The following is a 25,175-nucleotide window of genomic DNA, read 5'->3' as shown; positions in this document are numbered from 1 at the left end:
GTTCGTCCGATGCAGGTGTTTTTGCGCAAGGCATCCCGGGATACTGCGCCAAGATCCTGTCTTTCCGGCATTAACCATCTGCGCTAATCTCCCGGGAGGTGATGACACGCCATGGGCATGCGCAGTTCAACTTGCGCTGCGCACGGCTGCACGGCATCGTTAACTCTGCTTTTCAGGCAACGGCTTTTGGGGAGATTCGACCGATCATGCGCGGATTTGCCCTCCTCACGGCAGCAGCCCTTGGCCTTGTGGGCCTTACCGCGCCCGCTTCGGCGGCTCCCAAGTCGTTGCCTACGCTTCCCCCGGCGCCCGATGCAGCCAGCGCTGCAGCCGTGCGCGCAGGCGTCGATGCGTGGTCGGCGGGTAACTATGAGACCGCGGTAAAGGCCTGGCAGGGCCCCGCTGCGAAAAACGATCCCGATGCGCTGTTCAACCTCGGGCAGGCCTACAAGCTCGGCCGGGGCGTGGACAAGGATCTGGTCAAGGCCGAAGCCTATTATGGCAAGGCCGCCCGCCTCGGCCATGTCGCGGCGGCGGACAACTACGGCATCCTGCTGTTCCAGACGAACCGCCAGCAGGCCGCGTTGCCCTGGCTCCAGTCGGCTGCGGATCGCGGTGAGCCCCGCGCCATGTATGTGCTCGGCATCGCGTCCTACAACGGCGACTATGCGCCCAAGGACTGGGTACGCGCCTATGCCCTGATCACGCGCGCCGCCGCTGCCGGCTTGCCGCAGGCAACCGCAAGCCTTGCCACGATGAACCAGACGATCCCGCTGGCGCAGCGCCAGATGGGCGTCAGCCTCGCCAGCGACCTCGATCAGAAAGCTGCCGATGCACGCGGCCGCGAACTGGCGGCGGCTGACCTTGGCGGACCCGCCGCACCCAAGCCGACGTCGCGTGCGCTCGAGACGGTCGATATTCCGCCCTCAGCGCCCGGCCAGCCCGCGCAAGGCTACCTGCCCCCGCCGCAAGTGGAACCTGCCCCTCCGCCGCAGCCAAAGCCGGTGGCGGTGAAGCCCGCCCCTGCCAAACCCGCGCCCCCCAAGGCTGATACGCCCAGGCTCGCTGCGCCCAAGCCTGCACCGCCAAAGCCTGCTGCTCCGCCGGTCGGCGGCGGCTACCGCATCCAGCTGGGCGCTTTCGGGGTCAAGTCCAATGCCGATGCGCTATGGGCGCGCGTGCGCAGCCGCCCGGAAATCGCCGGCCATGCCCGCCAGGACCTGCCGGGCACCGTCACGCGCCTGCTCGCCACCGGCTTCAGCGAAGCCGGGGCCGCGCGGGCCTGCGCTGCGCTCAAGGCCGAGGGTCTTGCCTGCCTCGTGGTCGCGCCCTGATTCCAATGCCTGAACGGATCGGCGCGCTCGATTTCGTGCGCGGGGTGGCCGTGCTCGGCATCCTCGCGATCAATGTCACCGGCTTCTGGGGGCCACTGCTCGCCACCTTCAACCCCGTGCTGCCCCATGCGGAGCCCGGCGGCGCGTTGTGGTTCAGCGCCGCCTACATCCTGTTCGAGGGCAAGATGCGCGGGCTGTTCACGCTGCTGTTCGGCGCGAGCATGATGCTGTTTGCAGATGCGGCCGAGCGGCGCGGCGCCAATCCGGACCTGATGCAAGTGCGCCGCCTGCTCTGGCTGATGCTGTTCGGCTATGCCCATTATGTGCTGCTGTGGTGGGGCGATATTCTCCTGCCCTATGCGGTTTGCGGCATGCTCGCCTTTGGCTTGCGCCGCCTTGCGCCAGAGCCGCTCGCCGCGGCCGCGCTGCTCCTTTTCCTCGTGAGCCACGGGTTTGAAATGGTAGGTGATATCGCCGGGATCGCCACCGAAAGCCGCGTGCTCGCAGGCCACGGCACGCCTTCCGAAGCGGCCGAACAAGCCGCGATGATGGGCCGCATCGCCGCCTCGATCGCCGCCGACGGCCGCGTGCTCCACGCCCCCTTCCTCGAGGCACTGCGCATCCGCCTCACGACCGCGCCCCTGCTTCCGCTCGAAAGTCTCGGCGCGACCTTTGTCGAGACTTTCCCCCTCATGCTGCTCGGCATGGCGCTGCTGCGCATGGGGCTGTTCACCGGCGAATGGGCCGATAGCACCCTGCGCCGCATGGCGGTGATCGGCATCGGCACAGGCGGCGCGACGAGCGCGGCACTGATCGGCTGGGCGGCCCTGCACCAGTTCCCCCCCGGCGCGATGTTTGCGATCATGGGCTCGCTTGCCGCGATCCCGCACCTTGCCATGACACTGGGTTATCTTGCCGCGCTGCTCCTGCTGTGGCCGCGCATCAAGGACAGCGCCGCCGGCAAGCGCCTTGCCGCTGCGGGCCGCTGTGCCTTCACCAACTACCTCGGCACCACCTTCGTGATGAGCGCGCTCTTCGCCGGCTGGGGGCTGGGACTTGGCGGCGTAATGCCCCGCGGCGCGCTGCCGCTGGTTGTCCTGAGCGGCTGGGCGCTGATGCTGGCCTGGCCGCAGTGGTGGCTGGCCCGCTTCGGACAGGGCCCGCTCGAAGCGTTCTGGCGCCGGCTTACCTGGTGGGGACCTGCTCGACCTGCGGCTTATGAGGGCTGAGGATCAGCACCCCGTCCTCCACCCGCCAGCCCTTGAGCCGCGTCAGGAAGTTCATTCCCAGCACATTCGGTCCGCCCTCGGCCGGGAGGACAATCGCATCGAGATCGCGCGCCACGATCGAACCGAAGCGCAATTCGTCGATCCGCGCCGGCGCGGCCGTGACGCTGCCGTTCGCGGTTTCCACGGTCGCTTCGGGCCGCATCATGTCGGGCTCGATCCCCGCCGCATCTGCCACATCGCCGGAGAGCGCCGTCACCGTGGCACCGGTATCGACCATCAGCCGCAGCGGCACACCGTTGAGCTTCGCCTTGATCCAGTAGTGCCCGTCGGCGGCCAGCGGAATGCGCGTCTCCCCGCCGGAAACGGTCTGCGCGGGCCCGCCAATGCTGTGGAGCGCTGCGTCGAAACTCGGGTCCATCTGCACGAAGCGCATAACCGCCAGGCCGAACACCGCCAGCATCAGCAGATTGCCGGCAAAGCGCACCGCCCCGCCGATCCGCCCCCCGCGTGAAGCGATTACGCCGCCAACAACGACCAGCAACAGCGCCAGGCAGGTCGCGGCAAACAGCGGCGATAGCTGCCCCAGCCAAGGGGCCCCGCGCTCCAGCCAGGCATAAATTTGCGTCATGAGGGAGCCTTTACCCATGCGAATCTTTCATGGTGCTGAAAGCCATCCTATTCCCCTATTCCAACCTTCTTCCTCAGGGGCCGTCATGGCCTCCGCCCAGGGCACCCCATGTACCTTTCCATCACGACCCGGCTCGGCTGGCACTGCGCAGAGCCAACCGACAGCCTTCTCCAGATCGAAGCCGCGGCGACGGCAGGCCAGCGCCTGCTGGCGAGTACGCTCGATAGCACACCCGCTGGCAAATTTGCCCGTGTGCCCGCGCAAGACGGGATTGGCGAGCGGATCTGGTTGCATCAGGAAGGCGATTGCACGGTGACCTATTCGGCAGAAGTCGAAGTGCTGGGCCAGCCGGTGCTGCTGGACACGCTCACCGCGCTGCCCCCGCACCACCTGCCGGGCGAGACTGTGGCGTACCTGATGGACTCGCACTATTGCCCGGCCAATCGCTTCTCCCCCTTCGTCGACGAGGAATTTGCCGCGTTCGAGGGCGGGGCGAAAGTAGCGGCGATGCGGGACTGGATCGCGGCGCACTATCGCTACGTGCCCGGGGTGAGCAATGCCTCGACCACCGCGATCGACAGCTTTGTCGAGCGCCGGGGGGTGTGCCGCGATTATGCACACACGCTGATCTGCTTCGCCCGCGCCGCCGCGATCCCGGCGCGCTTTGCCAGCGGATACGGGGCCAGAGTCAAGCCGCAGGATTTCCATGCAGTGGCCGAAGTTTGGCTGGCGAATGCGGAAGGGTCGGGCGGCTGGCATCTGGTCGATGCGACCGGCATGGCCGACGCCGCCTCGTTCGCCCGGATCGCTGTGGGGCGTGATGCGGCGGACACCAGTTTCCTCACCAGCTTCGGCCATGCCGATCTGCGCGAACTGGTGATCGAGGTGCGCGCGGGCCGCACCGGTTAACCAGGCTCGTTAAGCGCTGGAACCTGCGCCGTCCCTCGTCGGGACGCGGCGGTAATGCCGCTCGCCAACCCCTTCGTTTACGCTATCTTGCGAGGGGAAAGGAGCGCTGTTCATGTCCGGCCTGAAGTCCCCCCTCGATCTCGTCCGCACCCGCTGGGTGAGCGCGCCGTTGGGCTTCATCGCGATGTCGCTGGGCTGCCTGCTCGCATTCAATGTCGGCAAGGACGTCGCGCAGGTCCTGTTCGGCGGATCGCAGGCCGAAGCTCATGTCATCGCCGTGCCGCCCCGCGCGCCGATCGCCAGACCGATCGTGCACAGCCCCGCGCCCGCCCCCGCAAGCATGGCAGCCGCAAACAGCCCTTTCGTCGTCAAGTCGATCCTCAAGATCGATGAACCCATCAAGTTCGGCCAGTATTTCTGGGACGAAAGCGCCGCCGCCAGCGGGCCTGTCGTCGTCACCGTCGATCTCGAAGCGCGCACCATCTCGGTCTTCCGCGACGGGCACGAGATCGGCGCCGCCGCCATCCTCAAGGGCTATGGCACCAAGCCCACACCCACCGGCGTGTTCCCGATCAGCGAGAAAGACGCCGATCACGTTTCGAACATCTACGACGCGCCGATGCCGTGGATGCTGCGCCTCACCAGCGATGGCATTACCATCCATGGCAGCAAGGTTGAGCGCGGCTATGCCACCAATGGCTGCATCGGCGTGCCCGATGGCTTCGCCAAGCGGCTGTTCGGCGTCGCCAGCCTTGGCGACAGGGTGATCATCACCGATGGCAAGCGGCTCGGCGTCGGCCAGCCGATCATCGAGAATCAGGCCGCCGCGCCCACCGGCCCCACCGCCGTCGCCAGCCGCGATTCTTGATCCAGGTCCTTTTTCGCCTGTCCTTCCAGTGCCATGAAGGCCATGGACTGGATGAGGAGAAAACCGGATGCGCACCCACGATGAACGCCACCTCGTCAGCCGCATCGGCTGGCTGCGCGCCGCCGTGCTCGGCGCGAACGACGGGATCGTCTCCACCGCCAGCCTGATCCTCGGCGTTGCCGCCTCGGGCGCGGAACGACAAGCGCTGCTGGTCGCGGGCGCTGCCGGGCTGGTTGCGGGCGCGATGTCGATGGCGGCTGGCGAATATGTCTCGGTCTCCAGCCAGTCCGATACCGAAACCGCCGATCTCGCGCGCGAACGCGCCGAACTCGCCGCCGATCCGGTCCATGAGCACGCCGAACTCGCAGCGATCTACGAGGAACGCGGCGTCGATCCGGTAACCGCCAGGGAAGTCGCCCGCCAGATGATGGCGAAGGATGCCCTCGCCGCCCACGCGCGCGATGAGCTCCATCTCAACGAGACGACCGCCGCCCGCCCCGTCACCGCGGCGTTTGCCTCCGCGCTCATGTTCACCGGCGGCGCGTTCCTGCCGCTGCTGCTCGCCGCAATCCTGCCGATGGGTCTGATGGTCGCGGGTACGGCGACCGGCTCGATCCTCTTCCTCGCCCTCCTCGGCGCACTCGGCGCGCGCGCTGGCGGCGCGGCGATGGGGCGGCCCGTGCTGCGCGTTGTCGTCTGGGGCGCGCTTGCCATGGCCATCACTGCCGGGATCGGCCGAATGGTGGGCACGGCCGTCTAGGTGCCAGGCACGCTCAATCTCACCGGCTTTGCAGCTGCGGTCCTGCTCATAGAGCTGACCCCGGGCCCCAACATGGCGTGGCTCGCCGGCCTCGCCGCCACGGAAGGCAAGCGCAGCGGGCTGGGAGCCGTCGCAGGTGTGGCGCTCGGTCTGCTTGCCAACGGCATACTCGCCGCGCTGGGCTTGGCGACGATGCTCAGCGCCATGCCGGCGCTGCTCCATGGCTTGCGCATCGCGGGCGCGGCGATGATGGTCTGGCTCGCGATCGAGGCGTGGCGCGGCGCGGGAAAGGCACCGCCGCCCACCGCCACGCGCCGCGCCTTCGCCACCGGCGTGCTGCTTAATCTGCTGAACCCCAAGGCCTACCTGTTCTTCGTGGTAGTCGCGCCGGAGTTCCTGAATGACCGCACGCTAGGCCTCACCGAAGCGCTCACGCTCGCCCTCGTCAGCACGGCCATCGCCACCGCGATCCACCTCGCCATCGTGCTGGCAGGCAGCCACGCGCAGGCCTGGCTGGCAGACCCCGCCCGCACCAAATGGGTGCGCCGGGGCTTTGCCGTGGTCATGCTCGGCGTCGCCGCCTCGTTCCTCGCGATCAAGGCGGGTTAGAGCCTACTACACCGCCTCACCCCCAAACCCGCCTACCCTGAGCTTGTCGAAGGGCTGTTCTTCCTTTGCGGCGCTGCGCTTTGCCTCAAGAACAAGGGCAGCCCTTCGACAAGCTCAGGGCAGACGGAGTGGGTGGTGGAAAGGCCTCAACGCGGCGCCATTCTGATCCCGCCATCCAGCCGGATCGCCTGCGCGTTGAAGTAGGAGTTGCGCACCAGCTCCATCGCCAGGCTGGCAAACTCTTCCGGCAGACCGAGCCGCTTGGGGAACGGCACCGAAGCATTCAGCCCCGCGCGCACCTTCTCCGGCACGCGGCCCAAGAGCGGCGTATCGAAAATGCCCGGCAGAATCGCATTCACGCGGATGCCAAGGTCCATAAGATCGCGCGCCATCGGCAGCACGAGGCCAACCACGCCGGCCTTGAGCGAACCATAGGCCACCTGCCCGATCTGCGCATCCTGCGCCGCGACCGAACCCGTCAGGATGATCGTCCCGCGTTCGCCGTCGCCTTCCAGCGGCTCGGCATGCGCCATGCCCAGCGCCGAAAGGCTCGCCACGCGGTAGCTGGCGATCAGCACGCCGTTCGCGGCAAAGGCATAATCCTCGGTCGAAAGGCGGGTGAACTCGCCGGTTTCCTTGTTGCGGCCCACGGTCTTGCCCTTGCGGTGCACCACCGCGCAGTGGACGGTGATCCGCTCCTGCCCATGCGCGGCGCGGGCCTTGGCAAAGCCTTCGACCACCGACTCTTCGCTCGTGATATCGACATGGCAGAACAGCCCGCCAATCGCCTTGGCCACTTCCTCGCCGGCCTCAGCGTTCACATCAAAGATGGCAACCTTCGCGCCCGCCGCCGCCAGCGCATAAGCGGTCGCCCGCCCCAGCCCCGAAGCCGCGCCGGTCACGACGGCAGCCATACCCTGTTCGATCTTCATGGCATCGTTCTCCTTTAACCGCGCGATTAAGCGGGAGGAGACGCACACGCAAGTATCACTACCGCTAAAAGCCCTCTCCCCTTGGGGGAACGATGACGCACCGGATGCTGCTTTGCCGTAGAACAGGGCACCACTCCAAAATCCGCCAGTACCGATACGACCTGCGTTGCGGACATCCGGAAAGCAGCTATGCTCTCCGGCAAGGCGATTTGCGCCATTACGGAACGTACTACACTAAGGCCGGAGAATGATTTGTTACCATTGATTTTTCTAGCGTCGGCAGTCGTCGCGGTCCCGCAAAGCGACCCCAAAACTTGGATCACCGCTGATGATTATCCGGAAACACTTCTCACGTCTGACAAAGAGGGCGCGCTAGCGGTCGCACTCGAGATTGACGAGAAAGGGCAGCCATTCGCCTGCAAAGTCGTCGAGACATCGGGAGAGGCTGATCTGGATGCCACGACCTGTTCGCTCTTGACGAAGCGTGCCCGGTTTTCACCCGCAAGGGACAAGGCAGGACGCCCCATCAAATCAACGTACACACAAAGCGTCTCGTGGAAAATTCCGCGCGAAAAGCTGATTACGCAGGGTTTCAAGGTAACCTTCGCTGTTGAAAAGACAGGTGAATTGACGAACTGTCAGCTTGATAACTATGGATTTAACGACGATAGCATAAGATGCGATCCTGAAATGATCGACACGATCGCAGCAAAAATGCTCCCCAATCCCTTGGTCAGCTATAGAAGCCTATCATTGCTCTTAGCGGTAGAAGTCGATCAGGCTCAAATCTCTATTCCCCGTCGCAGCGATGACGAGCGCGTGATAATTTCTCGCGCATTGTTCGACGTTTCGCCGAACGGCGTCATTGCTTCATGCAAGTCCGATATAGCTCTTTCGTGGATGGGCAAACCCGTGGACCTCTGCCACGGCCCAATTGAAGTAGGCTCGAAGGATTTTGACCCTGCACCGGATGGCCGGAGACGTCAGGCAACCGTCACTTTCGAACTTGCCGGCACCAAGAGATAGCCACCCCCCCCCTAAAGCACATCAAACTCATCCCCCAGCGCCGCCCGCAGCTTATCCAGCGCCTGCGCCTTCAACTAATGCACGCGCGGCACGCTGACGGAGAGCACCTCCGCGATCTCCGCAAGGTTCAGTTCCTCCACGAAATAGAGCTGGATCACCCGCTGCAGCCGCTCCGGCAGCCCCGTGATCGCCGCGACAACCGAGGCGCGCGATTGCTCGTCCGCAATGATCTCGAAGCTGTCCGGCCGGTCGTCGGCGAAAGCCATGTCGCTGTCCGAATAGGTATCGTCGATGGGCTCGAAGCGCATCGGCTCGCTTGAAGCGCGCAGTTCGCCGAGTGCGGCAGTGGTCATGCCCATCGCTTCGGCCAGTTCCTCCTCGCTCGGCGGGCGGCCCAGCGTGGTCGTCAGCGCCTGCGCAGAGCCTGCCAGCAGGCGCCGCCGGTCGCTGGCGCTGCGCGAAAGGGGGGTGGAGCGCCGCACCAGATCGACCATCGCGCCGCGCACGCGCAGCTTGGCATAGGCGGCAAAGCCGTCCTCGGTCGGCGCGTTGTGCTTCTGCGCGCATTCGGTGAGCGCGACGAGCCCGGCCTGCACCAGGTCCTCGATCTCGATCCCGGCGCGGCCCGAGCCGTGGACGTGCCAGGCAAGGCGGCGCACCATCGGCAGGAAGCGGCGGATGCGGTCGGCCGTCCCGCCCTGATAGGCGCGCGCGGCGGCGAAGCTGCGGTGATCATGGTTCATGCGGCAAGATCCTGTGGCGGGTTGGCCATGGGGTCGGAGTCAGCTGCGCCGACCACCTCGATCACTTCGATCGGCTGGCTCGGCGGCAGTTCGGAAATCGAAAGCACCGCGCATTGCGGCGCGCGGGCGCGCAGCAGCGCGGATAGTGCGCGGCGCGCGCGCGGCTGAACGATGAGCGCAACGGGGGGCGCGGCAGGGCCGCGTGTCGCGATGATCGCGGCAATCCGCTCGCCGATGGAGCGCGCCAGATCGGGCTCGATCACCGGCTGCCCGGTGACGGGATCTTGCATCCCGCCCACGATCATCTGCTCGAGCGCGCCGTCCAGCGTCAGCACCGCCAGCCGCTCGCCCGGACCGCAAATGCGCGCCACGAGCAGCCCGCCAAGGTCCGCGCGGACAAGGTCCACCAGCCGCTCGTGATCGGTCGTCTGCAGCACCGCCTCGGCCAGCGCGGAAAGGATCGGCAGCGGATGTGCGATGCTCACGCCATCCTCGAGCAGCGCGTGCAGCAGCCGGGTCATCGCCCCCAGGGTGATCGGCGCGGGATGCACTGTCTCGACCAATCCCGGCGAGCGCTCTCGTACGCCCTCAAGGATCGCACGGACTTCATCCGGCCCGAGCAAGGCCTGCGGCCGTTCGCCCAGCAGCTGGTTGAGATGCGTCGCGACGACCGTGCTCGCATCGACGGTGAGGAACCCTTCGCCAATCGCATGATCGCGCTGTCCGGGCTCGATCCACAGCGCCGGGCAGCCGAAGCTGGGGTCGGTCGTCGGCTCGCCGCGCAGGGCATGATCGGGATTGGCCTCACCCGCATCGATGGCCAGCACTTTCTCGGCCTTGATGCTCGCCCCGCCGAGCGCCACCCCGCCGAGCACGATACGATAGGCATCGGGCATCAGGTCAAGGCTGTCGCGCACGCGGAACTGCGGCACCACGAAGCCGAAGCTCTGCGAAAGCTGCTTGCGCACCCCGGTGATGCGCGCCACCAGCGGCGCGCCGCGCTTCTCGTCGACCAGATGGACAAGTCCGTAGCCCAGCTCGATGGTCACCAGCGTGTGGTCGGAAACGTCCTCCAGCGTGATTTTCGCAGGATCGACCTGCTCCACCACCACCGGCGGCGGCACGGCAAGGCGCGCCTCGCGCTTCCTCAGGCTCCACCAGATCCACCCGGCCATGCCGGCGGCGGGCAGGAACACCATCTGCGGCATCGCCGGGATCATCCCGATTGCACCCAGGATCGCTGCGACCGGCAGCCAGGTGCCAGGGGCGGCAAACTGGCCGCCGATCTGCCCCGCAAGATCGCGCGTATCCGAAACACGCGTCACGATCACGGCGGCGGCGATGGACAGCAGCAAGGAAGGCACTTGCGCCACCAGCGCATCGCCCACCGCCAGCGTGATATAGCGCTGCGCCGCTTCCTGCGCGGTCAGCCCGTGGCTGAGCATACCAAGGCAGAAACCGGCGATGATATTGACGCCCAGAATGAGCAGCGCCGCCACCGCATCGCCCTTCACGAACTTGCTGGCACCGTCCATCGAGCCATAGAAATCGGCCTCGGTCGCCACTTCGCGGCGCCGGGCCTTGGCTTCGTCAGCGGTGAGCAGGCCTGCCGCGAGGTCCGCGTCGATCGCCATCTGCTTGCCGGGCAAGGCATCGAGGGTGAAGCGCGCCGAAACTTCCGAAACGCGCCCAGCACCCTTCGTCACCACCATCAGGTTGATGATCATCAGGATCATGAACACGAACAGACCGACCGCGAAATTGCCGCCGATCAGGAACGCGCCGAAGCTCTCGATCACATGCCCCGCCGCCGCGCCGCCTTCGTGGCCGCGCACCAGCACGATGCGGGTGGAGGCGACATTGAGCGCGAGGCGCAGCAGCGTCGCGAAGAGCAGCACCGAAGGGAACGAGGAGAAATCCAGCGGCTTCAGCGCGTTCATCGCCGCCATCAGGATCGCGACCGAAAGCGCGATATTGAGCACGAAGAACCCGTCGAGCATGAACGAGGGGATCGGCATGATCATCAGCGCGATCAGGATGAGGATGCCGCCGGGAAGCGCCATCGCGCCGGGCTGGCCGAAGCGTTTCAGCATGGCTCGTCAGATCCCCAGAGACCGCAGCTGGCCATAGGCCGCGCGAACATGCGCAGGGGCCGCGCCCGGCTGCGCAAGCGCAAACGCCTCACGCAGGGTATCGGCCATCGAGCGCGCTGGCGGCGTGTCGGGCGCTTGGGCTGCGGCGCGGAATGCCTGCTGGATCGGCCCGCCCTGCGCTTCCTCCGGCGGAGCGGCATAAGCGGGCAGCGGGCCATCGGGCGCGTTCATCGCCTGCCCCATCCGGCCGCGCAGCAGCTCCATGACTTCGCCCACCGAGCGCGCACCGGATTGCCCGAAGAACACGCCCCGGTTGGCCGCCGCCGCGCGTGGCAGCAGCGCCGCCGCGCTCTGCGCCGGGTTGCTCCCCAGCGCGCCAAGGAACCGCCCGGCCCCTTCCGCACCGAGGAAATGCGCAAGGTACAGCTCGCTCGCATCGGGATCGCGGCCGAGCACGCCCGAAAGGAAGTCGCGGTTGTCATTGGCAAGCTGCCCCGCCATCAGCGCGGAAAGTTCGGGATCGGAGCGCAGCGCCAGCAGCTGCGCGCGCGAGGCGGGGTTGCCCGCGCCCGAAACGCCAAATGCCGCGCCGTGCTTGTCCAGCATCGAAAGCCAGGTCTGGCCGGTGAACTGGTAAAGCCCCGCCGCGCTTGAGGTTGCTGCGCGTGCCTGCGGGTCGAGCCCGGATTCGAGCCGTGCCTGCGCCATGAGATAGGAAAAGTCGGTCCCGGTCGCCGCCGCCGCGCGCGCAATTGCGCCTCGCACGTCTGGCGCCGGACGCGGCTTGGCCGGTGCGGCAATCGTCGAAGGTTCGCTCACTTGGGTCCCTTTCCAGACTGCCGTCGCGCGGCAGCCGGAAAGGGTTCAGCAAACAGCGTGCCAAATGGATCTTGTTTGCGAAACGCGCGCGAGAGCGCGCTTCGCAGCGGTACCGGCCAGCTCCCCCGCCCGGCCACCCACAGAGTACAATTCCGTTGGGTGGCCGGGCGGGGGAGCGGGCCGGTACCGCAAGCCCTCCGCGGAGGCGGAGGGCGCACTTCAAACTAGCGCGCGCGGCTGATCCGGGCATGGGGCGCATGCGCACGATACAGCGCCGGTTGGCCGGTCAGCGCATCCAGACGCGCCGAAACATTGGCTGCAATCAGGTTGCGCACGCGGCGATTGGCCTCGTTCACGCGGCGCGCAGCCTCAAGCAGGCCGTGGCATTCCTCGTCGATTGCCTCGGGCGCGGTCGTGTCGAGGCGGCCGCACAGGGCGTTCTTGTCCACCGCGCAGCCCATGATCGCATCAACGTCGAGCCCGGCAAGCGCCTGCCGCTCGTCTTCCAGAACGGCCAGCATCTGCCGCAGCGTATCGCGCAGCTGGGTGGGGCGGCGGATCGGCTGAACCGTCTCGATAACTGCGCTCGCGTCAGGCGTCACTTGGGGCTCCTCAGCAGCATTCCGGCCGCGATCATCGCGTCGGCGATCTTGGCGGGGACGATGGGGTATTTGCCGGTCTCGACGGCGTGGCGGATCGTCTCGACCCGTTCCTGGTCGACCGGAGCCGCACCCGCCTTCACCGCATCGCTGGTTTCCACCTGCGGCGCAGCGGCAGCGGCCGGCACCTTGGGGGCATCACCGGCCGTTTCGGTCTGGACCGGCTTGCCGCCTGCCGCGACAGTGGTGACCGGCCCCGTATTTGGCACCGCGCTGACCGGGCGCGACGCACCGATTTCAAAGGATGACATGGTCCGCTCCTCGCGTTTCCTGCAAACCAGAACGGCCCTTGCAGGCAGAGTTTAAGCGGGGGCGGAAAAATTTTGCCGCGGGCGGCAGCAGCGCGCAGGATCTTGCCGGGTGCGGCCTCAATCCGCCGGTAGCTCGACCAACCCCGGACGCACCACCCGGGCGCGCAGCGGATCGGCCTTGGCCGCCGTCCGCACGCGGATCCACGCCCCCACCGCGCCCGCATCGAGCGCTTCCCCCGGCTGCGAGACGGTGAAGCCATCGCCCGCCACGGTCACCGTCACCCCTTCGCCGCGCGCGACGGCAATCGCTGCGGGCGCCTCTGGCGGCGCGGCCCGCGCCACGCTCACCGGCACGAACACGCGCCAGCCGCCCGCATCGGGGCAGCGCACCAGCACGCTCGTCTGCGCCGTGCCATACCAGGCCAGAGCCAGCGGCGCGCTGCACGCCGCCAGCCGGAGCCGCCGGTCGACGGGTTGGGCCGCACCGCCCGGAACGCCAATCTGCTGCCCGGTAAAGGCCGCAACCGCCCTGTCGATCACGGCAAGATCGGTAGGCGGCGAGGCCAGCGCCGGTAGCGGCACCAGCATCAGCGCCGTGACAAGAGCAGGACGGAAAGCTGCCATGGCAGAGGGCTTTCGCAAGAGGGGACAAGGCCCGCATCGCTGCAATCATCGTGCCACCTCACTGCGCATCATAGGCCAGCACGACGCTCGCGCCGTTCTCGCTGCCCGGTTCGATCACGATCCGTGCCCCCGCGCCGCGCGCACCTGCCCTCACCATGAGCTTCTCGGCCCGCGCCAGCGCAGCCTGCTCGTGCCCCGCCGCATCCCGCACGAGGATCGAGACCCTGAGCCGGGGATCACGCGCTTCCTGCGCCAGCCACGCGGCGAGCCCGGGCGAGCCCGGCCCATCACGCCAGACGCCGACCGGCTCTCCCCGCACCGATGGCACCGGCGGGGGTATTGGCCGGGGTGCTGGCGCTGGCACAGCCTTCGCCGCAAGCGGTGCGCTCGGCAGGAAGGGCCCATCGGGCGCATTGGCAAGCGCGGCCGCAGTCATCATGAACAGGATCAGCGCAAGGTCGGCCAGGATCGTCTGCCACGGCATCGCGATTGGCGCGCCATAGAGCCCGTGCGGCGGCGCGGTCATGGCACCTCGCGCAGATAGGCACGGCGGACGGACCCTCTCCCCGCCTGCACCGGCGGACAGGCCGGGGCGAGCTTTGCGATCAGCCAGTCGGCAATCTCGCGGCGCGCGGCTTCCTCGGCTTCCACCCGCCGCTCCACCGCGCGCGACAGCGGCGCGAGCAAGAGGTTGCCCAGCAGCAGACCATAGAGCGTGGTGAGCACCGCCATCGAGATCGCGCCCATGAAGGCCCCGCGCGCGAGGCCTTCTGCCGGCAGCTGGCTCAGTGAAACGAGCGTTCCCGCCAGCCCGAACACAGGCGAAAGCTCAGCCCCCAGCGCGAGCGTGCGCACGGCGCGCAGCGCACGCGCCACGCGGGCTTCACGCGCACCGTCGTCACTGCTCACGAACGCGCGAAGGTTGCGCGTCTGGATCAGCACGGAAAGCGCCGCATCGATGTCCGCATCGCCGCTCGGCCTCGGGCTTGTCCGCATCAGCCCCTCACGCTCCGCCTGCGTGACCAGCGGCGCGAGCGCGCCTCGTACCAGACCGCCGCGAAAGCGCGGGCGCCCCAGCGTGCCCAGCGCCGCCAGCACGGCGCGGCAATCCGCCACCCCGCTGCGCAGCGCGGTCGCGCCCAGCGTTCCGCCAATGACAATGCCCGCCGCCAGCGGATCGAGCATATGCGCCAAGTCCATCGATGCCTGCCTCGCTTCTTCGTCCCCCAAGAACGGCAGGCCGCGCCGGGAGTTCAGTGCCGCCGGCAGCAATGTGCGGCAGCGATTTGCCGCCGACCGGCACGCGCTTGCCGGTCTGGACCCGGCCGCACGCCCGAACCTCCCGCATTTGCGCGCTTGGCACGCCCCTTGCTGAACCGGGGCCAGGAAAAACCGTCTTCAAGGCCATCAACCATGAGCGACACTCTCTTTGGCATTCACGGCGCGGCGCTCGAATTGCGCTCGCAGCGCATGGGCCTCCTCGCCTCCAACCTCGCGAACGCGGGCACGCCCGGTTTCAAGGCCAAGGACATCGATTTCGCCGCCGCGCTGAAAGCCCGCACCGCCGGCGCGAGCGAGGCGCAGGCCCTGTCCGCCGCCACGCGCTACCGCCTGCCGGTCACGCTCGAGGTCCACGCCGTCGAAGACGTGATGGACCACGCGATGAAGACCCATTTCCACGAAATGAGCGAGCCCCAGCACGCGCTGCAAAACCTTGCCGATGCGCTGCCCGCGCTCGGCATCGTCGCGGCGGTGCTCGGCGTGGTGAAGACGATGGGCTCGATCGACAAGCCGCCCTCGATCCTCGGCGCGATGATCGGCTCGGCGCTCGTCGGCACGTTCATGGGCGTGCTGCTCGCCTATGGCATCGTCGCGCCCTTGGCGGGCCGGCTCAAGCAAGTGCTCGATCAGGATGAGATGATCTTCCAGGCGGTCAAGCAGGTGATCATCGCCAGCCTCCACGGCTGGCCCCAGCCCCTCGTCGTCGAAAGCGCGCGCTCGGGCCTTGGCCATTCGTTCCGCCCCGGCCTTTCCGAACTGCTCGACGCGCTGCGCGGAAGATAGCCCGTGGCGAAGTCTCCCAAGGGCAAGAATGAACCCGTCCGCCCGATCATCGTCAAGAAAGTCACCGTCGTTGCCGCCGGCCACCACGGCGGCGCGTGGAAGGTCGCCTATGCGGATTTCGTGACCGCGATGATGGCATTCTTCCTGCTGATGTGGCTGCTCGGCGCGACCACCGAAAAGCAGCGCAAGGGCATTGCCGATTACTTCACCCCCACGCTCGTCAAGATGAAGGAAGGCAGCGCCGGGTCCTACGGCCTCCTCGGCGGCTCCTCGCTAACCGATACCGACAGCTACCAGTACCGCGCCGGCCAGACCGGCACCAAGACGCTGACGATCCCGCGCGATGCCACCGGCGGCCCCAAGGACGGCGGCACCAAGGCCAAGCGGACCGCCAACCTGCAGCAGCGCCTCCAGCAGAAACTCACCGCGAACGCGACCTTGCGCAAGCTTGCGCATCAGGTTCACGTCTCGCAGACGCCCGAGGGCATCCGGCTCGATCTGATGGACGATGCCAAGTTCTCGATGTTCCGCCTCGGCACCACGATCCTCACCCCCGAAGCCGCCGAACTCGTCCGCGCCATCGGCCAGGCGATCGCCCCGGATGCCTCCGGCCTCTCCGTGCGCGGCCACACCGATGCGCTGCAATGGAGGCCGGGAGACCCCGCCAACAACTGGTCCCTCAGCGCAGGCCGAGCGGAGGCCACCCGCCTCGCCCTGATGAAAAGCGGCGTCACCGAAGGGCGCTTCCGCCGCATCGAAGGCGTCGCCGATCAGGAGCCCCTCGTCACAGGCAACCCGACGGACCCGCGGAACCGGCGGATGAGCATTCTGCTGATGGACTGAAATTCCTCCCCGGAACGGGGAGGGGGACCGCCGCGAAGCGGTGGTGGAGTGGTCGGCGCGGCTAAGACGGGGATGGCAGTTATGCGCCAGATTACAGCAAAAGCAGTCTTTCCGGAGACGACAACATTGCGGACATTGTCCGTAGTGAGATTTGTGGCATGGAGATGCATATGCGCCTGCTAATCTCCACCATCGCCTTATTGCTTTTTGCAAACCCAACGCGTGCTGACGAAAAGCAGTCTCTAACGGTTATGCCGGACCGGACTGCCGCACTTGCGTTAATCAATTCAATCAGTCAGCAAATCAAGCCGTTCTGGCTTGCGCCAAGTGGACCAGAAGGCGACAAACTGGTCACGACTTTGAGGTGGGACATTAATGGTGCGGGTGAAGTGGTCGGCCAACCACAAGTTGTCTCCGTGGAAGGCGTGACAGAGAAAAACCGAAAGCTGATTAAGCGACATATTGCTAATGCAATCAAGGCGGTATTGAGCGCAGCGCCTTTCCATCCACCACCGGAATACCGACACATACTAATGTGGAGAGGGATCACTGTGCGATTTGACAGAAAGATTCCAATTGAGAAAGAGCGTTCTGTTGATGATCCGATCGGCAGCTAGCCACCCAACTGCTGCCATCCACTCCAATCGCCTGGCTCCCCAAAACCCGCCATCACATTCCCACCCCCAAATCCCTTGCACCCGCGCCCCCACCCCGCCTAGCCTGCACCGGGGCTCAGCAGGGGGAACACGGCAATGCGGACAGGATTTGCAAGGACGGCCATCGCCGCCCTGCTGGCGCTCGCCACACCCGCCGCCGCCTCCACTCTCATCACCGGCGCGGCGGTCTATGATGGCACCGGCGCCCCCGCCCGCAAGGTCGCTGTCCGCATCGAGGGCGATCACATCCTCGCCGTCGGCACGCTGAAGCCGCGCAACGGCGAAACCGTCATCGCGGCCAAGGGCCTCGCCCTCGCGCCCGGTTTCATCGATGCACACAGCCATCACGATGCGGGCGACTACAAGGATCGCGGCATGCCCACGCTGCTGGCGCAGGGCGTCACCACCATCGTCGTCGGGCAGGACGGCGGCAGCGCGGGTCCCTTCGCCGAAGTCGCCGCGAAATATGCCGCTCGCCCCGCCGCCATCAATGTCGCGGCCTATACCGGCCACGGCTGGCTGCGCGATCAGACCATGGGCGCTGACTACAAGCGCCACTCCACCCCCGCCGAACTCGCGAAGATGCAGGCGCTCCTCGCCGCCGATATGAAGGCCGGCTCGCTCGGCCTGTCCAGCGGCCTCGAATACGATCCCGGCATCTATTCCGATCACGCCGAACTCGTCGATCTTGCCCGCACCGCAGCCCCGGGCGGCGGGCGCTATATCAGCCACATACGCAGCGAGGACGTCGCCTTCGATGCCGCGCTCGATGAACTGCTAGATATCGGCAAGCAGACCGGCATCCCGGTGCAGATCTCGCACATGAAGCTCAGCATCGCTGACCGCTGGGGCGAGGCCAAGGCCGTGCTCGCCAAGCTCGACGCCGCCCGTGCCAGCGGCATCAAGGTCACCGCCGATGTCTACCCCTACGAATACTGGCACTCGACGCTGACGGTGCTGTTCCCCAAGCGCGATTTCACCGATCTCGCCGCCGCCCGCTTCGCGCTCACCCACCTCACCACGCCCGAGGGGATGCTGCTCGATTACTATGCGCCCGAGCCCGCGTTCGAGGGCAAGACCATCGCCCAGATCGCCGCCCAGCGCGGCGAGGAACCTGCCGTCACCTATCTCTGGCTGATAGGCCGCGCGCAGGATTGGGAAAAGGCCCACCCGGACGCAGGCGAAGCGGAATCCGTCATCGGCACAGCGATGGCCCCCGCCGACATCGCCGCTTTCCTCGCGTGGAAGCACACGGTGGTCTGCTCCGACGGCGTCATCGGCTCCCGCCACCCGCGCGGCGCGGGCGCCATGGCCAAGATCCTGCGCTACTATGTCCGCGAGCAGCATCTCCTGACGCTGCCTGAAGCCATCCACAAGATGACCGGGCAGACCGCCGAGCAATTGGGCATCGCCGGGCGCGGCGTGATAAGGGCTGGCTACAAGGCTGATCTCGTGCTGTTCGATCCCGCCACGATCACCGATCACGCCAAAGTGGGCGATTCCGCCGCGCTTGCCACCGGCGTCTCGCGCGTCATCTTGAACGGCCAGACGGTTTATGCCGATGGCAAGCCCACCGGCACCTGGCCTGGCCGGTTCCTCAAGCGGGGTCAGCCGTGATGCAGCGGCGCGACTTTCTTGCCGCCGGAGCAGCCGGCACCGCGCTTGCCGCCACACGCGCCCTTGCCGCGCCGATCCTTTCGGCCGCCAATTTCGGCCTCACCCTCGCTCAGGCGCAGCGGCGCAACGGGTGGATCGAAGTCGATGCCGCAGCGTTTGAGGCAAACGTTGCCACCTTGCGCGGCATGATCGGCCAATCGCGGATCTGCGCGGTGATGAAGGCCGATGCGTATGGCAACGGCATCGGGCTGCTCATCCCGTCCGTGATCAAGGCCGGGATCACCGATGTCGCGATCACGTCCAACGACGAAGCCCGCGTCGCGCGCCAGCTCGGCTATCGCGGCCGGCTCTACCGCATCCGCCTCGCCGCGCCGGAGGAAATGGAAGACGCGATGGGCAGCGGCCTTGTCGAACTCATCGGCAATCCCGAAGCGGCCGTCCGGCTCGAAGCGCTCTGGCGCCAGCGCCGCCCGCGCTTTCCGCTCCCTGTCCACCTCGCGCTCAATGCGGGCGGCATGTCGCGCAACGGGGTCGAGCTTTCCACCGACTACGGCAAGGCCGATGCCCGCGCGATGCTCGCCCTGAAGGGCCTGCGCATCGCCGGCGCGATGACGCACTACCCCAGCGAGGAAGCGCCCGACATTCTCGGCCAGCTCGCCCGCTACAAGGAGGACCTCGCCTGGCTGCAGGGCGAAGGCCTCAAGACGGACAGCTTCACGCGCCACACCGCCAACACTTTCGCCACGCTGACCCAGCCCGACACCCGGCTCGACATGGTCCGCGTCGGCGGCGCGATCTATGGCGATCCCGGCTCGGTCAAGACGACTGCTTTCACCCCGGTGCAGACGATCAAGTCGCGCGTAGCGGCGGTGAACCACTACCCCGCCGGACAGACGGTCGCCTATGATCGCACCTTCCGACTGGAGCGCGAGAGCTGGCTGGCGAATGTCCCCATCGGCTATTCGGACGGCGTGCGGCGCGGCTTCAGCCATGCCAACCGGCCCGAGTTCCCGGCGGAAGGCAAGAACCACACCGAAGTCCTCATCCGCGGCCGCCGCGCGCCGGTCGTGGGCCGCGTCACCATGAATACGCTGATGGTCGATGTCACCGATCACCGCGATGTGGCGCTCGACGATGAGGTGGTACTGTTCGGTGCGCAAGGCTCCGATCGCATCACCCAGGCCGAATTCGAGGCCAATTCCAGCGGCTACGCTCCGGAAATGCTCGCCGTCCTCGGCGCCACGCTCCCCCGCGTCCTCAAACCCTAATTCCTCCCCGGAACGGGGAGGGGGACCACGAAGTGGTGGAGGGGCACCCTCGGCTGGAACACAACCGTTCTGCAACGCCGCACCTGCCCCTCCACCATCCTGCGGATGGTCCCCCTCCCCCGCCGGGGGAGGAATCAAAAACCCGGCGATCCACCAAAGGGATCGCCGGGCAAGATGCGCGCCCGGTGGAGAACGGGCTTGCGGGGGGAGCTCAAACCTAGCGCAGCAGCGAGAGCACGTTCTGCTGGCTCTGGTTGGCCTGCGCGATCATCGCGGTCGAGGCCTGGCTGAGGATCTGGGCCTTGGCCATCGCGGTCGTTTCGGCCGAGTAGTCGGTATCCTGAATGCGCGAACGGGCGTCCGACAGGTTGGTGATGTTGTCGTTGAGGTTGTTGACGGCCGATTCCAGACGGTTCTGGCCGGCACCGAACGTCGCACGGGTCGAGTTGACGTTGGCAAGCGCGGAATCGACGTTGTCGATCGTGGTGGAGGCAGCGGTGTCTGACGAGACGTCGAGGGCCTGCGTAGTCGAAGCCGAGTCGTAAGACGTGGCGGTACCGCCGAAGAGCTTGGTGCCGTCGAAAGCCTTCGAAACGATGTCGACCGTGTCGGCGCTGTTGGCGCCGGTCTGGATCGCGACCGTCTTGTCGTCCGAACCGTCCGTAGCCGGAGCCGCACCGACCACCGAGAACACCGCGTTGCCGTTGAACTTGGTGTTGTTCAGCACGTCCGAGATCTGCGCGTTGAGGTTGCCGACTTCCGACTGCATCGCATCGCGGTCAGACTGCTGGTAAGTGCCCGACTTCGACTGCACGGCCAGTTCGCGGACGCGCTGCAGCATGTTGGTCACTTCGTTGAGCGCGCCTTCCGCGGTCTGCGCCATGCTGATACCGTCGTTGGCGTTGCGCACGCCCTGGCTCATGCCCTTGATCTGCGAGGTCATCGTGGTCGCAATGGCAAGGCCCGCCGCGTCGTCCTTCGCACCGTTGATGCGCTTGCCGGTCGAAAGGCGCTCCATCGCCTGACCAGCCATCTTGGCCGCGCTGTTCGAAGCGTTCGCCGCCTTGATCGCGCTGATGTTGGTATTGATTACCGCCATGGTCTGTCTCCGTTAAGAGGGGTCGTTCCCCGGTTGACGCCGGTCGGGGATCGACGCGGCAGCCACGGCAAAGACCGGCAAAAGGCTGCCGGGTTTAAGGGGGCGCTCGGCAGCGGCCTGCCGCACCAACGTACTAGCCCTTAGGGTACGCCCGGAGCTTAAAGTTTCGGGGCGCTTGACGTTTTCGCGCGAAAAACAGCCTGTCTCGATGGTTAAGACGCTGCTTAGGACAGGGCTCAGAAAAATGAACATGGATCAGGCAGAGCGCAGGACCGGAGGAAGCGCCGCCGCCTTGGGAAGGCCCAGACCCTCGTCACGGCGCCCATCGCGAGCGAGACCACGCCCGTCGGCGCAGGTACGCTCACCTTGCGCTTCGGCTCTGTCAGCGGCGGCACGTTCACCGCCGATGCTGCGCGGGCGCAGGTCGATCTCGTGATCCCCACCGGCGCCACGCTCGCCACCGTCGCCAGCGCCATCAACGGCAGCGGCGCGGGCGTCACGGCCTATGTCGCCACCGGCACCGATGGCGCGCAGCTTGTGCTCAAGGGGCGGGACGGCGCGGCGAACGGCTTCGTCCTCGAGGCCGCCGAAAGCCCGACCGAACCGGGCCTTGCCGCCCTCGCCTGGGATCCATCGGGCGATGCCACCCGCCTCAAGGCTCCCGCAACCGATGCCGCCTTCCTCCTCGATGGCGTCGCGCGCACCGCGGGCACCAACACCGTCACCGATGCGGCTCCCGGCCTCTCGCTGAAACTCACCGGCACCAATCCCGGCGCACCGACCACGATCAGCTACGGCGATCCCGGCAGCGCGATCACCAGCGCGATGCAGGACCTCACCTCCGCGCTCAACGAGATGGTGTCCGAGCTCAACAAGGATACCGATCCCAACTCCGGCTCGCTGGGCAGCGACCCCGGCGCGCGCACGCTGCGGCGCCAGCTGACCACTCTGGCAAGCACGCAAGTCATGCCCTCGAACGCCAGCGGCGCGCCCACCACGCTCGCCGAGCTCGGCCTCAAGATCAACCGCGATGGCACCTTCACGCTCGACGACAAGCGCCTCACTGCCACGCTGAAGAGCGATCCCATCGGCACCGGCGCGATGTTCACCAATGGGCTCTACGGTGTCTACGCCACGTTCGACAAACTCGCCCGTACCGTCAGCTCGAGCAGCGATGCGTCCTCGCTCGGCGGCTCGATCGCGCGGCTCACCAAGCTGCAGACCACGCTCGGCACGCAGAAGAGCGATATCGCCACCAAGCAGGAAGACTTGCGCCAGCGCCTCCTTTCGCGCTTCGCCAAGCTCGATTCGAGCGTCAGCGATTCCAAGTCGACGCTGTCGTTCCTGCAGGCCCAGATCAGCGCGTGGAACGGGAAGAACTGATGCTGCTCAGCCGCGATCCCGGAGAAACCTACCGCCGCGTCGATTTCGATGCCCGCGTCAAGGGCGCCAGCTCGCTCCAGCTCGTCGCGCTATGCCTCGAACAGGCCGCCGGCTCGCTCGGCCGCGCGATCTATGCGCAGGAGCATGGCGACAATTCCGCCAAAAGCGCAGCGCTGACCCGCGCCGTAGCCGCGATCACCGCGCTTGAACTGGGCGTCGACAGTGCACACCCCGCCGGCCAGCCGCTCCTCCAGCTCTACCAGGCCGCGCGCCGCACCATCCTCGACAACGCCCTGCGGTTCGATGCAGCTCAGCTGGAAACGATCCGCACCGATCTCCTCGATATCCGCGAGGCGATGCTGGGCACGGCGGCGAGCTGACTCAAGCCCGGTCTGCCGGATCGGTATCACTGGTCGCCGGCAAGGCGGGATCGATCAGATCATCGAGAAACAGTGCAACCAGGGAGGAATGGCTGCTGACCCCGGACTTGGCATAAATCCGTGTGAGCTGCGCGCGCACCGTGCCCACGGCTGCGCCGCGCAGACGGGCGATTTCAGTTATGTCCGCGCCCTTGATCGCAAAGAGCGCCACATCAGCTTCAGCGGCGGTCAGTCGCCATTCGGCAAACCGCAGGCGGATCAGGTCTGCGACTGCGCGCCGCGCCAGTGCCACCGCCAGATTGTCCTGCCGGGCCTGCTCGATCAGGCCCCGCACCTGCAGCGCGCCGACTGTCACCGCCGCCACCAGCGCAATCGCCGCAGCGCCTTCGGCGATGAGGTGCCCGGTCCAGCCTTCGTCCGCCACATCCGCCATGAAGTCGATCAGGAACAGGCCCGCGGCGAGCGCCTGCAAGGTCACCACGATTGCCATCATGGCGGCCTTGCGATGCAGGCGCTCCTTGCGTTCCGAGACCATTGGCGAAACCTAACGGCCTCCCGGAAGCATGGCCAGTGCAAGGTTGCGGCGCTGCCGGCGGCTTTCGAACACCACCCCGCCGATGTGGAGCAGGATCAGGCCATAGAGCAGGTTGACCGCTGCTTCGTGCACTTCGCCCAGCGGACCTTCCTCGCGCTCACCATTTTCCGCGTCACCGGCTTCCCGCTCGCCAGCCTCTTCGCCCGCCAACATGCCAGCGGTCACAGCTGGGCGTTCACTGGCTCGGCCAGACGGTAGACCCGACATGCCGATGCCGGTGCCGATAATCACCAGCAAAGTCCCCCAGATGGCGTAGACCATCAGCGCGCCAAGCGGATTGTGCGATCGATGCGCGCCCGTCTTCCCTGCTGCAATCTCCCGCACATGGGCAACCGCACGCGCGGGGCTTGGCGGAAAGGAGCGAAACCGCGCCTCGACAGGGCCGACCAGCCCCCACAGCAAGCGCAGCGCCAGAATTCCCGCCAGCGCATAGCCGACCCAGACATGCGTGGAAGAGCCGCCTTCGGTGAACAGGGCATTGGCGAGAACGGCGAGCGCGACGGACCAGTGGGTGAGCTTCACCAGCGGATCCCAGCGGCGATGGGTGGTTGCGTCAGTCATCGCCGCGCTCCGAAACCTTTGGTGCTTCCTCACCGACCGGCGCCGCAGCCAAGGGCGGGGCGAGACCTGCCGCAAGGGCCATACCCAAAACAAATGCCTTCGTGATCATGATTGTCTCCTACGCATGGTTGGAGACATTGAGGTGGGCCGCCAGCAGGCCCTGCGCCATTGGCGCCGCGCTTAGCGGGCCGCCGATAAGCGGACGCTTATGCCTCGCGCTTGGCCAGAGTCAGACGGCAAATCGCGCCCACGCGCCGCCCCTTCAGTCCGCGATCTTCAGCGCGATCTCGTCAAACAGCTTTTGCGCCATCAGCACGGCCGCCGGAGCATTGGCCGCAGTGCCATCCGCGCCGACTTCGAGCGCGAGCGCGGGATCGGCGGTAAACAGCGGCCCGCCTACCATCACGCCGATCATCTGGTTGCGCGAATGCCGCCGGATCAGCCGGATCGTCTCCTCCAGCCGGGGCAGTGATCGCTCCGAGCCAACCGTCAGCCCCGCCACCGCAAACCACTGCGCATGAGCCGCCTGCGCGATGTCCTCGGCGCTGCGGTCAAACGCGGTCTCGACGCCCCAACCTGCTGCCGAGAGAAACCGCTCGACCATGCTTGCGCCGAAATAGTGCTGGTCCCCCGGCGTCACCGCCATCAGGACCTGCCGCCGCGTATCAAGCCCGGGCAGCAGGTGCGATCCGTTGAACGTCGCCAGCAGCTTCTGGAGCCGCGCCACGCCCAGCGTCACGTCGATGAAATCGCATTCGTCCTCGTCCCACAGCTGGCCGAGATAGCGCGCCGCCGGCTCGAGCAGTTCGAGGAACAGCGTCTCCATCGAAAGCCCGCGGTCGCGCAGGACCAGCACATAGGAGACCGCTGCCTCCAGATCGCTGCCCAGCACGATATGGGCGAGGGCGGAAATATCCGAACTGCTTGGCGCCAGCGCCTCGACCACGAGTTCGACCGGCGGTGCCTCGGGCAGGACCTCGGTGTGGAGCCGCAGTAGCTGCGGAATGATCCGCCCTGCCACCACTTCGGCAAGCCGCGCCTGACGCACGGCAACGTCATCACGGCGATAGAATTCCGGCGAAACGAAATGTGTTTCCAGCCGCTCAAGACCTCGCCGGTCCATCGCCGGCATTGCAACCCTTGCCGCCCGCACCATGGCGAAATTCCCCCAACACCCACAACTGCTTACGAGTCGCTAAGCATAAAGACACCACATTGGCCCGAA

27 protein-coding genes and 2 pseudogenes are annotated in these 25,175 nt (G+C 66.8%); 15 read left to right on the top strand and 14 right to left on the bottom strand.

The window, feature by feature from the left end:
* Window positions 1–206 precede the first annotated feature (206 nt).
* Together ACO056_RS05295 and ACO056_RS05290 are read left to right on the top strand one after the other, a co-directional pair.
* Entirely contained in the window at window positions 207–1,334 is a 1,128-nt protein-coding gene (locus ACO056_RS05295) for an SPOR domain-containing protein (RefSeq protein WP_421852878.1), read from the top strand.
* Window positions 1,335–1,339: 5 nt separating this feature from the next.
* Window positions 1,340–2,563 carry a DUF418 domain-containing protein gene (locus ACO056_RS05290; RefSeq protein ID WP_421852875.1) on the top strand — a complete coding sequence of 408 codons (1,224 nt, stop codon included), beginning with the start codon at window positions 1,340–1,342 and terminating at the stop codon, window positions 2,561–2,563.
* Here ACO056_RS05290 and ACO056_RS05285 read toward each other — a convergent pair.
* Window positions 2,520–3,191 (bottom strand): retropepsin-like aspartic protease family protein, encoded by a 672-nt coding sequence (locus ACO056_RS05285; RefSeq protein ID WP_421852872.1) that lies wholly within the window; start codon window positions 3,189–3,191, stop codon window positions 2,520–2,522. The two genes, ACO056_RS05290 and ACO056_RS05285, sit on opposite strands and share 44 nt — an antisense overlap.
* A gap of 108 nt (window positions 3,192–3,299) precedes the next feature.
* Between ACO056_RS05285 and ACO056_RS05280 the strand changes: the two genes are divergently transcribed.
* From ACO056_RS05280 to ACO056_RS05265, 4 genes are all read left to right on the top strand, one after another.
* Complete coding sequence (locus ACO056_RS05280; RefSeq protein WP_421852869.1) at window positions 3,300–4,100, top strand: transglutaminase-like domain-containing protein; 801 nt, start codon at window positions 3,300–3,302, stop codon at window positions 4,098–4,100.
* A gap of 112 nt (window positions 4,101–4,212) precedes the next feature.
* Window positions 4,213–4,968, top strand: coding sequence for a L,D-transpeptidase family protein (locus ACO056_RS05275; protein WP_421852866.1), 756 nt, complete (start codon window positions 4,213–4,215; stop codon window positions 4,966–4,968).
* Between the two features lie 67 nt (window positions 4,969–5,035).
* Window positions 5,036–5,728, top strand: a complete 693-nt coding sequence (locus tag ACO056_RS05270) for a VIT1/CCC1 transporter family protein (RefSeq protein ID WP_421852863.1) — start codon at window positions 5,036–5,038, stop codon at window positions 5,726–5,728.
* Window positions 5,729–6,337 (top strand): LysE family translocator, encoded by a 609-nt coding sequence (locus ACO056_RS05265; RefSeq protein WP_421852860.1) that lies wholly within the window; start codon window positions 5,729–5,731, stop codon window positions 6,335–6,337.
* A 146-nt stretch (window positions 6,338–6,483) separates the two neighbouring features.
* On the opposite strand, the gene ACO056_RS05260 is transcribed toward ACO056_RS05265, so the two are convergent.
* On the bottom strand, window positions 6,484–7,269 hold the full coding sequence (locus ACO056_RS05260) for an SDR family oxidoreductase (protein WP_298193428.1): 786 nt from the start codon (window positions 7,267–7,269) through the stop codon (window positions 6,484–6,486).
* 189 nt (window positions 7,270–7,458) lie between these two features.
* On the opposite strand from ACO056_RS05260, the gene ACO056_RS05255 reads away from it, so the two are divergent.
* Window positions 7,459–8,295 carry an energy transducer TonB gene (locus ACO056_RS05255; protein WP_421852856.1) on the top strand — a complete coding sequence of 279 codons (837 nt, stop codon included), beginning with the start codon at window positions 7,459–7,461 and terminating at the stop codon, window positions 8,293–8,295.
* Between the two features lie 74 nt (window positions 8,296–8,369).
* Here ACO056_RS05255 and ACO056_RS05250 read toward each other — a convergent pair whose 3' ends face one another.
* The 8 genes from ACO056_RS05250 to ACO056_RS05215 all read right to left on the bottom strand — a co-directional run bounded on the left by ACO056_RS05250 (window position 8,370) and on the right by ACO056_RS05215 (window position 14,684).
* Window positions 8,370–9,038 carry a sigma-70 family RNA polymerase sigma factor gene (locus ACO056_RS05250; protein ID WP_421852853.1) on the bottom strand — a complete coding sequence of 223 codons (669 nt, stop codon included), beginning with the start codon at window positions 9,036–9,038 and terminating at the stop codon, window positions 8,370–8,372.
* A complete protein-coding gene (locus tag ACO056_RS05245; protein ID WP_421852850.1) occupies window positions 9,035–11,131 on the bottom strand; it encodes a flagellar biosynthesis protein FlhA in 2,097 nt (698 codons plus the stop codon). The genes ACO056_RS05250 and ACO056_RS05245 overlap by 4 nt, the downstream gene beginning before the upstream one ends.
* 6 nt (window positions 11,132–11,137) lie before the next feature.
* Entirely contained in the window at window positions 11,138–11,950 is an 813-nt protein-coding gene (locus ACO056_RS05240) for a lytic transglycosylase domain-containing protein (RefSeq protein WP_421852847.1), read from the bottom strand.
* Between the two features lie 224 nt (window positions 11,951–12,174).
* Window positions 12,175–12,552 (bottom strand): flagellar protein FlgN, encoded by a 378-nt coding sequence (locus ACO056_RS05235; protein WP_421852845.1) that lies wholly within the window; start codon window positions 12,550–12,552, stop codon window positions 12,175–12,177.
* Entirely contained in the window at window positions 12,549–12,860 is a 312-nt protein-coding gene (gene flgM / locus ACO056_RS05230; protein WP_421852842.1) for a flagellar biosynthesis anti-sigma factor FlgM, read from the bottom strand. Before flgM ends, ACO056_RS05235 begins: the two co-directional genes overlap by 4 nt.
* Before the next feature lie 117 nt (window positions 12,861–12,977).
* Window positions 12,978–13,484, bottom strand: a complete 507-nt coding sequence (locus ACO056_RS05225) for a flagella basal body P-ring formation protein FlgA (RefSeq protein WP_421852839.1) — start codon at window positions 13,482–13,484, stop codon at window positions 12,978–12,980.
* 58 nt (window positions 13,485–13,542) lie between these two features.
* Entirely contained in the window at window positions 13,543–14,010 is a 468-nt protein-coding gene (locus tag ACO056_RS05220) for a hypothetical protein (protein WP_421852836.1), read from the bottom strand.
* Complete coding sequence (locus tag ACO056_RS05215) at window positions 14,007–14,684, bottom strand: MotA/TolQ/ExbB proton channel family protein (protein WP_421852833.1); 678 nt, start codon at window positions 14,682–14,684, stop codon at window positions 14,007–14,009. Before ACO056_RS05215 ends, ACO056_RS05220 begins: the two co-directional genes overlap by 4 nt.
* On the opposite strand from ACO056_RS05215, the pseudogene ACO056_RS05210 reads away from it, so the two are divergent.
* The 6 genes and pseudogenes from ACO056_RS05210 to alr form a co-directional block, all read left to right on the top strand.
* Window positions 14,670–14,993, top strand: a pseudogene (locus tag ACO056_RS05210) (hypothetical protein); the annotation flags it as partial. The gene ACO056_RS05215 and the pseudogene ACO056_RS05210 sit on opposite strands and share 15 nt — an antisense overlap.
* 111 nt (window positions 14,994–15,104) lie before the next feature.
* Window positions 15,105–15,548 (top strand): annotated as a pseudogene (locus ACO056_RS05205) (MotA/TolQ/ExbB proton channel family protein); the annotation flags it as partial.
* Between the two features lie 3 nt (window positions 15,549–15,551).
* On the top strand, window positions 15,552–16,391 hold the full coding sequence (locus tag ACO056_RS05200) for a flagellar motor protein MotB (RefSeq protein ID WP_421852830.1): 840 nt from the start codon (window positions 15,552–15,554) through the stop codon (window positions 16,389–16,391).
* 158 nt (window positions 16,392–16,549) lie between these two features.
* Window positions 16,550–17,008, top strand: a complete 459-nt coding sequence (locus tag ACO056_RS05195) for a hypothetical protein (RefSeq protein ID WP_421852827.1) — start codon at window positions 16,550–16,552, stop codon at window positions 17,006–17,008.
* A gap of 135 nt (window positions 17,009–17,143) precedes the next feature.
* Window positions 17,144–18,664 (top strand): N-acyl-D-amino-acid deacylase family protein, encoded by a 1,521-nt coding sequence (locus ACO056_RS05190; protein ID WP_421852824.1) that lies wholly within the window; start codon window positions 17,144–17,146, stop codon window positions 18,662–18,664.
* Window positions 18,664–19,932: an alanine racemase gene (alr, locus tag ACO056_RS05185; protein WP_421855309.1), complete on the top strand. Its 1,269-nt coding sequence runs from the start codon at window positions 18,664–18,666 to the stop codon at window positions 19,930–19,932. Before ACO056_RS05190 ends, alr begins: the two co-directional genes overlap by 1 nt.
* A gap of 217 nt (window positions 19,933–20,149) precedes the next feature.
* On the opposite strand, the gene ACO056_RS05180 is transcribed toward alr, so the two are convergent.
* Window positions 20,150–21,031, bottom strand: a complete 882-nt coding sequence (locus ACO056_RS05180; protein WP_421852821.1) for a flagellin — start codon at window positions 21,029–21,031, stop codon at window positions 20,150–20,152.
* 366 nt (window positions 21,032–21,397) lie between these two features.
* On the opposite strand from ACO056_RS05180, the gene fliD reads away from it, so the two are divergent.
* Window positions 21,398–22,414, top strand: coding sequence for a flagellar filament capping protein FliD (gene fliD, locus ACO056_RS05175; RefSeq protein WP_421852816.1), 1,017 nt, complete (start codon window positions 21,398–21,400; stop codon window positions 22,412–22,414).
* On the top strand, window positions 22,414–22,794 hold the full coding sequence (fliS, locus tag ACO056_RS05170) for a flagellar export chaperone FliS (RefSeq protein ID WP_421852813.1): 381 nt from the start codon (window positions 22,414–22,416) through the stop codon (window positions 22,792–22,794). The genes fliD and fliS overlap by 1 nt, the downstream gene beginning before the upstream one ends.
* Window position 22,795: 1 nt before the next feature.
* Here the strand turns inward: fliS and ACO056_RS05165 are convergent, their stop codons facing one another.
* From ACO056_RS05165 to ACO056_RS05155, 3 genes are all read right to left on the bottom strand, one after another.
* Window positions 22,796–23,329: a helix-turn-helix transcriptional regulator gene (locus tag ACO056_RS05165; RefSeq protein WP_421852810.1), complete on the bottom strand. Its 534-nt coding sequence runs from the start codon at window positions 23,327–23,329 to the stop codon at window positions 22,796–22,798.
* 9 nt (window positions 23,330–23,338) lie between these two features.
* Window positions 23,339–23,950 (bottom strand): cytochrome b/b6 domain-containing protein, encoded by a 612-nt coding sequence (locus tag ACO056_RS05160; RefSeq protein WP_421852807.1) that lies wholly within the window; start codon window positions 23,948–23,950, stop codon window positions 23,339–23,341.
* Between the two features lie 262 nt (window positions 23,951–24,212).
* Window positions 24,213–25,082, bottom strand: a complete 870-nt coding sequence (locus ACO056_RS05155) for a cobalamin B12-binding domain-containing protein (RefSeq protein ID WP_421852804.1) — start codon at window positions 25,080–25,082, stop codon at window positions 24,213–24,215.
* Window positions 25,083–25,175 lie beyond the last annotated feature (93 nt).

Origin of the sequence: Novosphingobium sp., assembly GCF_965228995.1 — a bacterium.
GTDB lineage: Bacteria > Pseudomonadota > Alphaproteobacteria > Sphingomonadales > Sphingomonadaceae > Novosphingobium.
The sequence above is the reverse complement of the archived record's forward strand: the minus strand, read 5'-3'. Positions and strand labels throughout refer to the sequence as shown.

Coding starts and splice junctions, on each gene's coding strand:
- ACO056_RS05215 (WP_421852833.1), bottom strand. CDS start 14,684: ATGGACTTGGCGCATATGCTCGATCCGCTGGCGGCGGGCATTGTCATT.
- ACO056_RS05155 (WP_421852804.1), bottom strand. CDS start 25,082: ATGCCGGCGATGGACCGGCGAGGTCTTGAGCGGCTGGAAACACATTTC.
- ACO056_RS05280 (WP_421852869.1), top strand. CDS start 3,300: ATGTACCTTTCCATCACGACCCGGCTCGGCTGGCACTGCGCAGAGCCA.
- ACO056_RS05165 (WP_421852810.1), bottom strand. CDS start 23,329: ATGGTCTCGGAACGCAAGGAGCGCCTGCATCGCAAGGCCGCCATGATG.
- ACO056_RS05255 (WP_421852856.1), top strand. CDS start 7,459: ATGCTCTCCGGCAAGGCGATTTGCGCCATTACGGAACGTACTACACTA.
- alr (WP_421855309.1), top strand. CDS start 18,664: ATGCAGCGGCGCGACTTTCTTGCCGCCGGAGCAGCCGGCACCGCGCTT.
- ACO056_RS05250 (WP_421852853.1), bottom strand. CDS start 9,038: ATGAACCATGATCACCGCAGCTTCGCCGCCGCGCGCGCCTATCAGGGC.
- ACO056_RS05195 (WP_421852827.1), top strand. CDS start 16,550: ATGGAGATGCATATGCGCCTGCTAATCTCCACCATCGCCTTATTGCTT.
- ACO056_RS05225 (WP_421852839.1), bottom strand. CDS start 13,484: ATGGCAGCTTTCCGTCCTGCTCTTGTCACGGCGCTGATGCTGGTGCCG.
- ACO056_RS05180 (WP_421852821.1), bottom strand. CDS start 21,031: ATGGCGGTAATCAATACCAACATCAGCGCGATCAAGGCGGCGAACGCT.
- ACO056_RS05190 (WP_421852824.1), top strand. CDS start 17,144: ATGCGGACAGGATTTGCAAGGACGGCCATCGCCGCCCTGCTGGCGCTC.
- ACO056_RS05290 (WP_421852875.1), top strand. CDS start 1,340: ATGCCTGAACGGATCGGCGCGCTCGATTTCGTGCGCGGGGTGGCCGTG.
- flgM (WP_421852842.1), bottom strand. CDS start 12,860: ATGTCATCCTTTGAAATCGGTGCGTCGCGCCCGGTCAGCGCGGTGCCA.
- fliS (WP_421852813.1), top strand. CDS start 22,414: ATGCTGCTCAGCCGCGATCCCGGAGAAACCTACCGCCGCGTCGATTTC.
- ACO056_RS05160 (WP_421852807.1), bottom strand. CDS start 23,950: ATGACTGACGCAACCACCCATCGCCGCTGGGATCCGCTGGTGAAGCTC.
- ACO056_RS05295 (WP_421852878.1), top strand. CDS start 207: ATGCGCGGATTTGCCCTCCTCACGGCAGCAGCCCTTGGCCTTGTGGGC.
- ACO056_RS05260 (WP_298193428.1), bottom strand. CDS start 7,269: ATGAAGATCGAACAGGGTATGGCTGCCGTCGTGACCGGCGCGGCTTCG.
- ACO056_RS05220 (WP_421852836.1), bottom strand. CDS start 14,010: ATGACCGCGCCGCCGCACGGGCTCTATGGCGCGCCAATCGCGATGCCG.
- ACO056_RS05285 (WP_421852872.1), bottom strand. CDS start 3,191: ATGACGCAAATTTATGCCTGGCTGGAGCGCGGGGCCCCTTGGCTGGGG.
- ACO056_RS05245 (WP_421852850.1), bottom strand. CDS start 11,131: ATGCTGAAACGCTTCGGCCAGCCCGGCGCGATGGCGCTTCCCGGCGGC.
- ACO056_RS05270 (WP_421852863.1), top strand. CDS start 5,036: ATGCGCACCCACGATGAACGCCACCTCGTCAGCCGCATCGGCTGGCTG.
- ACO056_RS05275 (WP_421852866.1), top strand. CDS start 4,213: ATGTCCGGCCTGAAGTCCCCCCTCGATCTCGTCCGCACCCGCTGGGTG.